The organism is Pseudogulbenkiania sp. FW507-F1, from assembly GCF_058781125.1.
Genome location: NZ_JBYSWM010000006.1, coordinates 153,745 through 166,468, shown reverse-complemented (window position 1 = coordinate 166,468; position 12,724 = coordinate 153,745). Strand labels below are relative to the sequence as shown.

The 12,724-nt window shown below is 62.3% G+C and carries 12 protein-coding genes; 7 read left to right on the top strand and 5 right to left on the bottom strand.

Annotated features, from left to right (window positions below; all coding sequences use genetic code 11):
* Positions 1–115 precede the first annotated feature (115 nt).
* From AC3WG5_RS06000 to AC3WG5_RS05975, 6 genes are all read left to right on the top strand, one after another.
* The gene (locus AC3WG5_RS06000; protein ID WP_492568137.1) at positions 116–1,708 is read left to right on the top strand and encodes an NAD+ synthase; all 1,593 of its coding nucleotides are present in this window, start codon (positions 116–118) and stop codon (positions 1,706–1,708) included.
* A gap of 152 nt (positions 1,709–1,860) precedes the next feature.
* Positions 1,861–2,466: an outer membrane lipoprotein periplasmic chaperone LolA gene (gene lolA / locus AC3WG5_RS05995; RefSeq protein ID WP_008955552.1), complete on the top strand. Its 606-nt coding sequence runs from the start codon at positions 1,861–1,863 to the stop codon at positions 2,464–2,466.
* A gap of 4 nt (positions 2,467–2,470) precedes the next feature.
* Positions 2,471–3,790: a replication-associated recombination protein A gene (locus tag AC3WG5_RS05990; RefSeq protein WP_492568136.1), complete on the top strand. Its 1,320-nt coding sequence runs from the start codon at positions 2,471–2,473 to the stop codon at positions 3,788–3,790.
* Positions 3,791–3,806: 16 nt separating this feature from the next.
* A complete protein-coding gene (locus AC3WG5_RS05985; protein WP_232503541.1) occupies positions 3,807–4,280 on the top strand; it encodes a hypothetical protein in 474 nt (157 codons plus the stop codon).
* A 9-nt stretch (positions 4,281–4,289) separates the two neighbouring features.
* Entirely contained in the window at positions 4,290–5,576 is a 1,287-nt protein-coding gene (gene serS, locus AC3WG5_RS05980) for a serine--tRNA ligase (protein ID WP_008955555.1), read from the top strand.
* 148 nt (positions 5,577–5,724) lie between these two features.
* Positions 5,725–6,303, top strand: coding sequence for a LysE family translocator (locus AC3WG5_RS05975; RefSeq protein WP_492568135.1), 579 nt, complete (start codon positions 5,725–5,727; stop codon positions 6,301–6,303).
* Between the two features lie 11 nt (positions 6,304–6,314).
* On the opposite strand, the gene AC3WG5_RS05970 is transcribed toward AC3WG5_RS05975, so the two are convergent.
* From AC3WG5_RS05970 to phaR, 5 genes are all read right to left on the bottom strand, one after another.
* A complete protein-coding gene (locus tag AC3WG5_RS05970) occupies positions 6,315–7,139 on the bottom strand; it encodes an AraC family transcriptional regulator (RefSeq protein ID WP_492568134.1) in 825 nt (274 codons plus the stop codon).
* 55 nt (positions 7,140–7,194) lie between these two features.
* A complete protein-coding gene (locus AC3WG5_RS05965) occupies positions 7,195–9,705 on the bottom strand; it encodes an EAL domain-containing protein (RefSeq protein WP_492568133.1) in 2,511 nt (836 codons plus the stop codon).
* Between the two features lie 178 nt (positions 9,706–9,883).
* A complete protein-coding gene (gene rimO / locus AC3WG5_RS05960; protein ID WP_492568132.1) occupies positions 9,884–10,996 on the bottom strand; it encodes a 30S ribosomal protein S12 methylthiotransferase RimO in 1,113 nt (370 codons plus the stop codon).
* 3 nt (positions 10,997–10,999) lie between these two features.
* A complete protein-coding gene (locus AC3WG5_RS05955; protein ID WP_492568131.1) occupies positions 11,000–11,200 on the bottom strand; it encodes a hypothetical protein in 201 nt (66 codons plus the stop codon).
* A gap of 116 nt (positions 11,201–11,316) precedes the next feature.
* Positions 11,317–11,883 (bottom strand): polyhydroxyalkanoate synthesis repressor PhaR, encoded by a 567-nt coding sequence (gene phaR, locus AC3WG5_RS05950; protein WP_008955118.1) that lies wholly within the window; start codon positions 11,881–11,883, stop codon positions 11,317–11,319.
* A 177-nt stretch (positions 11,884–12,060) separates the two neighbouring features.
* Here phaR and AC3WG5_RS05945 point away from each other — a divergent pair, with 177 nt between their 5' ends.
* Positions 12,061–12,624 (top strand): phasin family protein, encoded by a 564-nt coding sequence (locus AC3WG5_RS05945; protein ID WP_008955119.1) that lies wholly within the window; start codon positions 12,061–12,063, stop codon positions 12,622–12,624.
* The last annotated feature ends 100 nt before the right edge of the window (positions 12,625–12,724 follow it).

Here is a 12,724-nt window from a genome sequence, read left to right as displayed (position 1 = left end):
CCCCCGGGTGAGGCCATTCAGCGACGCTATCGCCCCTCCCGCGCCTTTCAGGAAATCGTGCCGCGCTTCAGGTAGAATTGGCCTTATTGTTGATAAACCGACGTAGCCACCAAAGATGCGTATCGCGCTCGCCCAGTTCAATCCCGTTGTCGGCGACATCGCCGGCAATACCCGCAAGATTCTCGACCTCGCCCGCCAGGCCATGGCCCAGGGTGCCGACGTGCTGGTCACGCCGGAGCTGGCGCTCACCGGCTACAGCCCGGAAGACCTGCTGCTGCGCGACCACTTCTACCGCGAGTGCAGCAAGGCGCTGGACGAACTCTTGGAGCTGGACGGCATCACGCTGGTGGTAGGCCACCCGGTCAAGCTCGGCAACGAGCGCTTCAACGCCGCCACGGTGATGCGTGACGGCAACCGTCTCGGTCAGTACCACAAGATGCTGCTGCCCAATAACGAAGTGTTCGACGAGTGCCGCTACTTTACTCCCGGCGGCGCACCGCTGGTATTCCAGCAGGACGGCGTCAACGTCGGCGTGTTGATCTGCGAGGATGTCTGGTCGCTGGATCCCGCCGCCGACGCCGCCGACGCCGGCGCCGACGTGGTGGTGGTGCTCAACGCCTCGCCGTTCCACCGCAACAAGATCGAAACCCGCCACGAGACGGTGCGCTACCGCGTCGAGGAGACCGGCCTGCCGTTCGCCTACGTCAACCTCACCGGCGGCCAGGACGAACTGGTCTTCGACGGCGCCTCGTTCGCGCTCAACAAGGCCGGCGAAGTGGTGGCGCAAGCCGCCGCCTACGACGATGAACTGCTGATCGTGCAGATGGCCGACGGCGACCTGCAGCCGGCCGGCAAGGCCGCGCTGCCCTGCCCGCTGGAGAGCGTGTACAAAACGCTGGTGATCGGCGTGCGCGACTACATCGGCAAGAACGGCTTCCCCGGCGTGCTGCTCGGCCTCTCCGGCGGCATCGATTCGGCGCTGACGCTGGCCATCGCCTACGACGCGCTGGGCGCCGACAAGGTGCACGCGGTGATGATGCCGAGCCGCTACACCGCCGGCATTTCGGTGGACGACTCGCGCGACATGGTCGAGCGGCTCGGCGTGAAGTACGAGGAAATCGCCATCTGGCCGATGTACGAGAGTTTCATGGCGGCGCTGGCGCCGTCGTTCGAAGGGTTGGCCGAAGACACCACCGAGGAGAACCTGCAGGCGCGTATCCGTGGCACGCTGTTGATGGCGCTCTCCAACAAGACCGGCAAGCTGGTGCTCACCACCGGCAACAAGTCCGAGATGACCACCGGCTACTGCACGCTGTACGGCGACATGGCCGGCGGCTTCGCGGTGCTGAAGGACGTCGCCAAGACCCTGGTCTACCAGCTCTGCCACTGGCGCAACGCCCAGAGCGAGATCATTCCGTTAAGAATCATTACCCGGCCGCCCTCGGCGGAACTGCGTCCGGACCAGAAAGACCAAGATAGTCTGCCGCCCTACGATGTGCTCGACGCCATCATGGCGCGCTACGTGGAAGAGAACCTGTCCGCTGCCGAAATCATCGCCGAGGGTTTTGCCGAGGCCGACGTGCGGCGCGTGGTTCGTCTTCTCAAGATCAACGAGTACAAGCGCCGCCAGGCCCCGGTCGGTCCGCGCGTCACCCACCGCGGTTTCGGCAAGGACTGGCGCTACCCGATCACCAACCGCTTCAGCTGAGCACTGATGAATAAATCGGCGACGTATCCCCTTCCCGGTCCGGCCAGGCTCGCCGCACCACGGCTACGGCGGTGCGGCGCGAACCGGCCAGGGGACGTCCGTGACGATTTATTCCTTGAGCCCCAAACGGCTGAGGCGTAGAAAAGGATTCCATGAAGAAGCTCTTACCGATCATCCTCGCCGCCGCGTTCGCCCTGCCCGCCCACGCCGCCGCCATCGCCCAGTTGAAGGCCTTCGTCGCCGGCAGCAAGACCCTGTCGGCCAGCTTCTCGCAAGTGGTCAGCGCCAAGGGCAAGCGCGAAGAGGCCAGCGGCCAGCTGGAAATCTCGCGTCCCGGCAAGTTCCGCTGGGAATACGCCAAGCCCTACGAACAGCTCATCGTCGGCGACAGCAAGCGGCTGTGGATTTACGACAAGGAACTGGCCCAGGTCACCAGCAAGTCGCTGGACGCCGCGCTGGGCTCCAGCCCGGCCGCGCTGCTGGCCGGCAGCAACGCCATCGAACGCGACTACCACCTGAAGGAAGCCGGCGCCCAGGACGGCATCGAATGGCTCAGCGCCGCGCCGAAGAAGAGCGAGAACACCTTCCAGTCGATCCGCATGGGCTTTCGCGCCAACACGCTGGTCACCATGGAACTGCACGACAGCTTCGGCAACACCACGCTGATCCGCTTCGCCGACATGAAAAAGAACCCGGTGCTGGCGCCGTCGCGCTTCACCTTCACCCCGCCCAAGGGCGTGGACGTGATTTCGGACTGAGACCGTGACCGACCTGTTTGCCCGCGAACCAAAAAAACCGTTGGCCGAAGCGCTGCGCCCCACCTCGCTCGACGAGGTCATCGGCCAGCCGCACCTGATCGGCCCGGGCAAGCCGCTGCGCCTGGCGGTGGAATCGAAAACCCCGCACTCGATGATCCTGTGGGGCCCGCCCGGCGTCGGCAAGACCACGCTGGCACGCATCCTGGCGCACAGCTTCGACGCCGAGTTCATCCCGCTGTCGGCGGTGTTCTCCGGCGTCAAGGACATCCGCGAGGCAGTCGACCGAGCGCAGGCGGTGCTGCAGCGTGACGGTCGCCACACCATCCTGTTCGTCGACGAAGTGCACCGCTTCAACAAGAGCCAGCAGGACGCCTTCCTGCCCTACGTCGAATCGGGCCTTCTGACCTTCATCGGCGCCACCACCGAGAACCCCTCGTTCGAGGTCAACTCGGCGCTGCTGTCGCGCGCTCAGGTGTACGTGCTCAATGCCCTCACCGACGATGACTTCAAGGCGCTGTTCGCGCGCGCCGTCGCCAGTGGCGCCCTGCCCGGCCTGACCTTCGACGACAGCGCCCTGGCGACGCTGAGCGGCTACGCCGACGGCGACGCCCGCCGCTTCCTCAATCTGCTGGAGCAGACCCGCACCGCCGCCGGCGCACGCCACGTCGAGCACATCGACGCCGACTTCCTGGCCGAAGTGCTCACCGTCAACGCGCGCCGCTTCGACAAGGGCGGCGACGCCTTCTACGACCAGATCTCGGCGCTGCACAAGTCGGTGCGCGGCTCCAATCCGGACGGAGCGCTGTACTGGCTGACGCGCATGCTCGACGGCGGCGCCGACCCGCGCTACCTGGCGCGCCGCCTGGTGCGTATGGCCTGGGAGGACATCGGGCTGGCCGACCCGCGCGCCGCGCGCATCGCGCTCGACGCCGCCGACACCTATGAACGGCTCGGCAGCCCGGAAGGCGAACTGGCGCTGGCCCAGGCCGCGATCTACCTCGCCGTGGCCCCCAAGAGCAACGCCGGCTACAAGGCGTATAATGAGGCGCGCGCCTTCATCCGCCAGGACATCTCGCGCCCGGTGCCGGTGCACCTGCGCAACGCGCCGACCAGGTTGATGAAGGAGCTGGGATACGGGCACGCCTACCGCTACGCCCATGACGAACCGCACGCCTACGCCGCCGGTGAAACCTACCTGCCGGAGGGGATCGAAGACAGTCGCTGGTACGAGCCGGTGGAACGCGGGCTGGAAGGCAAGATTCAGGAAAAACTGCGGTTTCTCAGGCAACTGGATGAAGAAACAAAAGCACCATCACGATCATGACGGGCACAAGGTCAGGTTGGAGCACTTCGCCGCCAAGCGGCTGATCGCTGTGCTCAACCGCCTGTCGCGCCCCGGCCATTACCTGCTCGGCCCGCACCGCGAATCTCCTGACTTCTCCATTCTGCGCCGGCAGAACGGCGAGCCTGCGCAAAAAATCGGTCTGGAAGTGACGCACATCTATGGCAGCACCCACGATGCTGCCATAATCAACGGTTGGCACAAGGATAAGACGGCCGTGCTGCTCGCCCTGCAGCAGCCGGCACTGATGAAAGAAATCTTCCAGCAGCTCGACCGGGCCATCAAGGACAAGAATGACAAGTTCGCCTCCTACACCGTCAAGCCCTGCTGGCTCTTGATCCGCAACGCCAACACGCGCGTCATGCACCGCGACTGGGAAAATTACTTACGCAACAAGGACTTCCAGGATAGTCCTTTTGAAAAGATCTGGCTCATCACCGACCGCCAGCTTCAGATCATCAACATCAAATAGACCAACACCATGCTAGACATTCAACTCCTTCGCAGCCAGCCGGAAACCGTCGCCGAGCGCCTGGCCGCCCGTGGCTACCAGCTGGACACCGACGCCTTCGGCCAACTCGAGAACGAGCGCAAAGCGCTGCAGACCCGCATGCAGGAACTGCAGGCCCGCCGCAACGCCACCTCCAAGCAGATCGGCGAAGCCAAGCGCAAAGGAGAAGACGTCTCCGCCATCATGGCCGAAGTGGCCACCCTGGGCGACGAGCTGAAAGCCGCCGAAGCCGCCTTCGAAGCCGTGCAACAGAAGCTGGAGCACTGGCTGATGACCATCCCCAACCTGCCGCACGCATCGGTGCCGCAGGGCAAGGACGAAAGCGCCAACGTCGAAGTACGCCGCGTCGGCGTACCGCGCTCGTTCGAGTTCGAAGCCAAGGACCACGTCGACGTCGGCAGCCCGCTGGGGCTCGACTTCGAAACCGGTGCCAAGCTCTCCGGTGCCCGCTTCACCGTGCTGCGCGGCGAGATCGCCCAGCTGCACCGCGCCCTGGCGCAGTTCATGCTCAACACCCACACCAACCAGCACGGCTACACGGAGATGTACACCCCGTACATCGTCAACGACAGCGTGCTGTTCGGCACCGGCCAGCTGCCCAAGTTCGCCGAGGACATGTTCAAGGTGACGCGTGGCGGCGAGGAAGGCGCGGTCGACCAGTACCTGATTTCCACCTCGGAAATCACCCTGACCAACACCGTGCGCGAGAGCATCCTCAAGCTCGACGAACTGCCGGTCAAAATGACCGCACACTCGCCCTGCTTCCGTTCCGAGGCCGGTTCCTACGGCCGCGACACGCGCGGCATGATCCGCCAGCACCAGTTCGACAAGGTGGAAATGGTGCAGGTGGTGCACCCGGAGAAGTCGTACGACGCACTGGAAGAAATGGTCGGCCACGCCGAAGCCATCCTCAAGGCGTTGGAACTGCCCTATCGCGTGATCACGCTGTGTACCGGCGACATGGGCTTCGGCGCCGCCAAGACCTACGACCTGGAAGTCTGGCTGCCGGCACAGAACACCTACCGCGAGATCTCCAGCTGCTCCAACTGCGAAGCCTTCCAGGCGCGCCGCATGCAGGCCCGTTTCAAGGACGAGAACGGCAAGAACCAGCTGGTACACACCCTTAACGGCTCCGGCCTCGCCGTCGGCCGCACGCTGGTGGCAGTACTGGAAAACTACCAGAACGCCGATGGTTCCGTGACCGTTCCGACCGTACTGCGCCCCTATCTGGGCGGCAAGGAAAAAATCGGCGGCTGATCGACATCGCCATAAAGAACGCGAAACCGGGATCGAGCATCCCGGTTTTTTTGCGCCATAGGTGATGGCAAGCAGGGTAATTTTCTTCAATACGGCCCGATGCGGGCCCCCTATCCTCGACCGGGTGTTTCCCACTCACGAGGTCATCATGCAAGTTCTACTCTCCATGGCCGCCTTCGCGCTCGCTGCCTCCATCTCGCCCGGACCGGTCAATATCGTTGCCCTCGGCAGCGGAGCCAGTCACGGCTTCACGGCCAGTCTGCGCCATGTCAGCGGCGCGACCGTCGGCTTTACCGTACTCCTGTTGCTAACGGGGCTGGGGCTGAACGAATTGCTGGCCGGCTGGCCAGCAGCAAGCCGACTCCTGCAATGGGGCGGGATCGCCTTCCTGCTGTACCTGGCCTGGAAACTGGCCAGTGATAACGGGGAACTGGGCCAGGACCAGCAACGCCGCCCCTCCTTCCGTCACGGCGCCATCATGCAGTGGCTGAACCCGAAAGCCTGGCTGGCTGCCCTAGCCGGGATGGGAGCCTACGCCAGCGACGGCGGCCACTCACTGATCTGGCAGTTTGCCGCCATCTACTTCGTCATCTGCTACCTGTCGATCGCCTGCTGGGCCTACGCCGGCGCCCGGCTGCAACACCTGCTGCGCCACCCCGCACGCATGCGCCTGTTCAATCGCCTGCTGGCCCTGCTGCTGGCAGGGAGCACGCTGTATCTGCTGTAGACACCACCTGCCTAGCGCCGCGCCTGGCAATACTGTCCGGGCGTGGCGGCCACCAGCCGTTTGAAAACACGCTGAAAATGCGCCTGATCGGCGAAACCCAATGACTGCGCCACGTCGGCGATCCGATGACCTCTTCGCAGCAGCGTCTTGCCACGTTGAATGCGACAGTTCAGCAGATACTCGTGCGGCGTCATGTGATAACGCTGGCGAAAAGCGCGGATCAGGTAGGAAGAAGACAAGGAGGCCGCGGAACAGATGTCCTGCAAACTCAGTTCCGCCGCATAATGGTCATTGATATAGTCCGCTGCCTGTTGCAGCCTGTCATGGGGCTCGCTCTCGTTCCGGCCCGCCGGCTGCAGGATGGACTGCACCGAACTGAAGAACTCCACCGCCTCGCCCTGCTTCTGCAACGCCGTGGATGCGCCATCACGACAGAGCGCCACCAGCCTCCCCAGCCGGCGATACAGTCGGGCATCCTGGCTCAGCCGAGACTGGAAGGGATAGAAATCCTGATTGGCACTCAGGCCCAACTCCCTTTGCAAGTCTGCCAGCCAGACGGTATCCACGTACAGCATGTGATAGGACCACGGCTGGTCCGCAATGGGATTGCAGGCATGCACCTCGCCCGGGTTCATCAACACCACATCGCCACGGCCCACGGCATGGCTTGCCTGTTCATTCAGGTACGTGCTACATCCGCCGGTGATGGCGCCAATGGAAAAATGCTCGTGCGAGTGGCGCGCATAGCACACCTGGCGACCATCCTGGATGGTGCGCAACTCCAGAAAAGGCAGCGCCGGGTCGCGCCAGAACAAGGGCTTGGCATCGGAACTCATGCCAACATGATAGCACGCTACATCCCGCTCAAATCCAACCCAGCGGTATCAGGCTTCAGCCCCCCGCCAGGTATTCCCTCTCCAGCAAAGCCTCGAACTCCGCCGCCGGCAACGGTCGGCTGAACAGGTAGCCCTGGCCCGTGCCACAGCCCTGCTCCACCAGGTAACGCCGTTGCTCGTCCAGTTCCACCCCCTCCGCCACCAGCCCCAGTCCCAGACTGCGCGCGATGGAAATGATCGCCTGCGTGATTGCCGCATCGTCCCGGTTCTGATGCAGGTCGGCGACGAACGACTGGTCGATCTTCAGCCCATGCACCGGCAGGCGCTTGAGGTAAGACAGAGAGGAATACCCCGTACCGAAGTCGTCGATGGACAGGTACACGCCCAGCTCGTGCAGCCGGCGCAGCACCTCGACCATGCCGCTATCCTCGTCCATCGCCACGCTCTCGGTAATTTCCAGCTCGAGCGCAGAGCTGGGCAGGCCACACTCCTCCAGCGTGCGCTCGACCAGCTCGACCACGCCGGCGAACTTGAGTTGGCGTCCGGACACGTTGACCGCCACGCGCCCGCCAAACAGCCTGCGCTCACGCCACTCCCGCACCTGCCTGCAGGCGGTCTTCAGCACCCATTCACCGATCGGCACGATCAGCGAGCTGTCCTCGGCAATCGGTATGAAACGCGCCGGCGACACCAGCCCCAGTTCGGGATGGCGCCAGCGGATCAGCGCCTCGGCACCGTCGAGCCGACCGGTCGCCAGTTCGACCTTGGGCTGGTACCAGACCTCCAGCTCATCCTGGGCCAGCGCCTTGTGCAGGCTGTATTCCAGCCGCAAGCGCTCCAGCGCGCTGGCATTCATGTCCGGGGTATAGAACTGGAAATTGCTCTTACCGCGCTCCTTGGCACGGTACATCGCCGTATCGGCGTTGACCAGCAAGACGTCCGCGCTGGCCCCGTCCTCAGGGAACATGCTGATGCCGATGCTGGCCGACACGAATACCTCCTGCCCGGCCACCACGGTTTCTCCGGCAATCGCGTCGAGCACGCTCTGGGCGCGGCTCGCCACCTGCTGCACGCTGTCCACGGCCGGCATCAGCAAGGTGAACTCGTCGCCGGAGAGACGCGCCACCATCGCCAGCGGCGGCGCTACCTTCCTCATTTCCTCGGCGATCCACACCAGCAACTCGTCACCGGCATGGTGCCCCAGGGTATCGTTGACCAGCTTGAAACGGTCCAGGTCGATAAACAACAACGCCATGCGCTGTCCGAACTCGCGCGCCTGCTCCACCCCCGCCTCCAGCCGCTCCAGGAACAGGGTGCGGTTTGGCAGCCCGGTCAGCGCGTCATGGTTGGCGAGAAAGTGCAACCGCTCCTCGGCTTGCTTGCGCTGGGTAATGTCGGAGAACACCGCGACGTAATGGGCATACTCGCCGTTGTCGCCGCGAATGCCGGTAATGCTCAGATGCTCGGTATAGAGCAGACCGTTCTTGCGCCGGTTGATCACCTCCCCCTGCCACACACCGTCACGCTTCAGGCTGTGCCACAGGTGCTCGTAAAACTCCGGCGGCTGCTTGCCCGACTTCAGCAAGGCAGGCGTCTTGCCGATGCTCTCTTGGGCCGAGTAACCGGTGATGCGCTCGAAAGCCGGGTTGACCGACTGAATGATGCCGGCTCCGTCGGTGATGGCAATCCCCTCGAGCGTGGACTCGAACACCTTGTCCGCCAGCAGCAGGCTCTGACGCGACAGCAGCAAGGCCTGGTCGCGCTCGTTGAGCGCCCCCTGCAGTTCCAGCAGGCACTCGTGCTCGATGTTGTGGAGAATATCGCCGAAGCCCAGGATGAATTTGAGCCCGCCGTCCGCCCCGCACACCCCCAAGTGGCGGATCTTGTGCTGCAACATCAGGCGACGGGCATGCAGCAGGCTGGTATTTTCGGCCAGGGTCAACATCGGCCGCGAGCACACCGCCCCCAATGCATGCTCGCACCCGCCCTGCGCCAGCAAGCGCACCACGTCGCGTCGGGTCAGGATGCCCAGTTCACCATCGGCGAAGCACACCCCGACAGCATCCACCGCCCCCTGCCGCATCACCTTCACCGCATCCTTCAGCCCGAGCTCGGCCCCCAGCAGGCAGGCCGGCCGGCACCCCAGCTCCTCCAGCCGCTTCAGCCCGAGGAACGACTCCGTCCCCTGGTTGAGCACGATATCGGTCAGGGACAGTAGGCCAAGATAGCGGCCATCCCGTTCCACCAGGGCATGGCGGATGCCATGGCGGCGGAAAAACCCGGTCGCATCATGAATCGACGTACCGCTCTGGAGCGTACGCACCGGGGAACTCATCACCTTCGCCACCGGAGTGCCATCCGCCTCGGTCGTCATCGAAAAATCCAGATTCAGCGCATCGGTCTCGGTCCAGATTCCGAGGGCGGTTCCCGCCTCGTCCATCACGATGATGGAACCGCAGTGAGACTCCATCATCAGGCGGGCAGCCTCGTAGACCGAGGTGGTTGGTGGGCAACTCAGTATCTCGGGGAGCAGGATGTGATCGACGGGTTGCAGCAACGGCGACATGTCTGGCTGATCCTAAACATTCGTTGACTAATACCTCGTCGAATATACAGGCATTCCATAACAGCGCGACTTGATGCCAAATGCTTTCTGCGCATTCCCTGATATAAATCAGTCCCCACCATGCAAAAAGCGCCACCGCAAATGCGGGGGCGCCCATCCGATCATGCCGTGGCGCGCGTTACACCCGCTCTGCCCACAGATCATGCTCATCCGAGGCGGCGATCTCCACCTCGACGAAATCCCCCACCTGCAGGCCATCAGCATCGGCCACGAAAACCATGCCATCCATCTCGGGGGCATCGGCATAGCTGCGGCAGACCGCCCCTTGCTCATCGATCTCGTCGACCAGCACCGTCATGCACTGGCCTACACGGCGCGCCAGACGGGCGGCACTGATCTCGGCCTGCACCTCAATGAAGCGCTCCTTGCGGACCTCCTTCACCTCCTCCGGCACGTGATCAGGCAAATCGTTGGCTGCGGCGCCCGCCACCGGAGAATAGGTGAAACAGCCCACGCGATCGAGCAGGGCTTCACGCAGCAACGCCAGCAGCTCCTCGAACTCCTCCTCGGTCTCGCCGGGGAAGCCAACGATGAAGGTGCTGCGGATCACCAGATCCGGGCAGATCTCGCGCCACTTCTTGATACGCGCCAGTACGTTCTCGCTGTTGGCGGGCCGCTTCATCAGTTTGAGGATGCGCTGGCTGGCGTGCTGAAACGGGATATCGAGGTAAGGCAGGATCTTGCCGTCGCGCATCAGCGGAATGACTTCGTCGATGTGCGGATACGGGTAGACATAATGCAGACGCGCCCAGATACCGTGACGCCCCAATTCCTCGCACAGCACCGTCATGCGGGTACGCACCGGCCGACCGTTGTGGAAGCCCGTCTTGTATTTGACGTCGACACCGTAGGCACTGGTGTCCTGCGAAATCACCAGCAGCTCCTTGACGCCGGACTTCGCCAGATTCTCCGTCCCGCGTAGCACGTCATGAACCGGGCGGGAATCCAGATCGCCCCTCATTGACGGAATGATGCAAAAGGTGCGTCGGTGATTACAGCCCTCGGAAATCTTCAGATAGGCGTACTGCTTGGGCGTGAGCTTGATGCCTGCCGTCGGCACCAAGTCGACGAACGGGTCGTGCGGTTTGGGCAAGTGGGCATGCACATGCCCCATCACTTCGTCGGTGGCGGGCGGGCCGGTCACCGCCAGCACAGAAGGATGCACGTCACGTACCACCTCCCCTTTCGCCCACAGGCAACCCGTCACGCTGACCTTGCCGTTTTCCGTCAAGGCCTAGCCGATCGCATCCAACGACTTGGCAACGGCCGAATCGATGAAGCCACAGGTATTGACCACGACCAGGTCGGCGTCATCGTAGGAAGGGGAGATATCGTAGCCTTCAGCGCGAAGGGGGGTAAGAATCTGCTCGGAATCAACCAAGGCCTTGGGACAGCCGAGCGAGACGAAGCCGACTTTGGGTGCGGAGTGGGCCATACGTTAGTAAGATCCTGAATCTTATTGAGAGAATAGAGAAAGCCGGGGTCACGTGAACGACACCCGGCTGACAACATACTGATTCTACAAGAAAAACGGCGATATCGACGAACCGATCAGGACTTGCCTTCTTTGTCCTTGTCGGCAGGCGGATAGGCGGGAAAGCCAAAGCCGGTGAACAGCTGCTTGGTCTGTTCCTGCATACGGTTCTGCATTTCCAGATACATGCCGGTGCTCTGCTCCAGATAGCTCGACATCATGTTCTGCATGGCCGGGCCCTGCATCTTCATGAACTCGCCCCACAGGTTGGCGTTGAACATGGCGTTATCGCCATACATCGCCCGCGTCTGTTCCTGCATCTTTTGCTGCAGCTGCGTAAAGAGCTGCAGATTTTTCTCCAGGAACGGCCCCATCATGCCCTGCATGGCTTGCCCGTAGAAACGGATAAACTGCGTCAGCACCTCGTAACTGAACATCGGGGCGCCACCGTTTTCCTCTTCAAAAATGATCTGAAGCAGTACGCTGCGGGTGATGTCATCCTGGGTCTTGGCGTCAACCACCTGGATGTCGATATTGTCATGAACCAGCTGCTTAACGTCCCCCAAGGTAATGTAAGAACTCGTCGCCGTGTCGTATAACCGGCGATTCGGATACTTTTTAATGACCCGCTTCTCAACACTCATGTAACACTCCCAGTTCATTGTCGTGGTGTTGTGTGCAAACAATTTATCATAAATGCAACAACATAGAGCAAATCTTCTAGCCACTGCATTGAGCAGCATGCTAAATTTTGCGAGTATATTGTGCATTGCACAACGCAGTTCACACCGTACAACACACCACGGAGAGGGTCATAAACCATGTTCACTACCAACGAGCAGTTCAGTAAGTTTTCGCTGGGCGGCGTCGAAACCGCGCTGCGTTTCGCCCAGATTTCGCTGGATAGCACCGAAAAGCTGGTGAAATTCAACCTCGAAGTTTCCAAACAGTCTCTCGAAGACAACATCAAGGTCGCCCAAGACCTCGCTGGCGCCAAAGATCCGCAAGAAGCCGTCGCCCGCATCAACAAGCTGGCTACCGAATCGGTAGAACAAGCAGTCACCAACTCCCGCAATGTCTACGAAATCGTCACCCAGGCTCAAGGCGAACTGGCCAAGCTGGCTGAAGAAAACCTGGGCACCCTGAACAAGTCGCTGATCAACGTCATCGAAGACATCGCCAAGAACGCTCCGGCCGGTTCCGAAGTCACGGTCAATGCCGTCAAAACCTCGGTTGCCGCCGCAGCAGCAGCTATCAACAGCTTCACCAAGGCAGCACAGCAAGTAAACGAATTTGCCGAAACCAGCGTGAAGGCTGCCAGCAGCGCCACCGCTGACGCCGTCAAGGCCACCACCAAGCGCGCCAGCAGCACCAGCGCGTCCTGATCGCTGACCTCAGCGGCAAAAGGCCATACCTGTACGGGTATGGCCTTTTTCATTGTTGCACGCTCAGACACCCTGCCCGCCTCATTCACCACACATCAGG

Bases quoted from the DNA above. Each gene is read 5' to 3' on its own strand.
- AC3WG5_RS06000 (WP_492568137.1), top strand. From the start codon at position 116: ATGCGTATCGCGCTCGCCCAGTTCAATCCCGTTGTCGGCGACATCGCC.
- lolA (WP_008955552.1), top strand. From the start codon at position 1,861: ATGAAGAAGCTCTTACCGATCATCCTCGCCGCCGCGTTCGCCCTGCCC.
- serS (WP_008955555.1), top strand. From the start codon at position 4,290: ATGCTAGACATTCAACTCCTTCGCAGCCAGCCGGAAACCGTCGCCGAG.
- AC3WG5_RS05975 (WP_492568135.1), top strand. From the start codon at position 5,725: ATGCAAGTTCTACTCTCCATGGCCGCCTTCGCGCTCGCTGCCTCCATC.
- AC3WG5_RS05970 (WP_492568134.1), bottom strand. From the start codon at position 7,139: ATGAGTTCCGATGCCAAGCCCTTGTTCTGGCGCGACCCGGCGCTGCCT.
- AC3WG5_RS05965 (WP_492568133.1), bottom strand. From the start codon at position 9,705: ATGTCGCCGTTGCTGCAACCCGTCGATCACATCCTGCTCCCCGAGATA.
- AC3WG5_RS05955 (WP_492568131.1), bottom strand. From the start codon at position 11,200: ATGGCCCACTCCGCACCCAAAGTCGGCTTCGTCTCGCTCGGCTGTCCC.
- phaR (WP_008955118.1), bottom strand. From the start codon at position 11,883: ATGAGTGTTGAGAAGCGGGTCATTAAAAAGTATCCGAATCGCCGGTTA.
- AC3WG5_RS05945 (WP_008955119.1), top strand. From the start codon at position 12,061: ATGTTCACTACCAACGAGCAGTTCAGTAAGTTTTCGCTGGGCGGCGTC.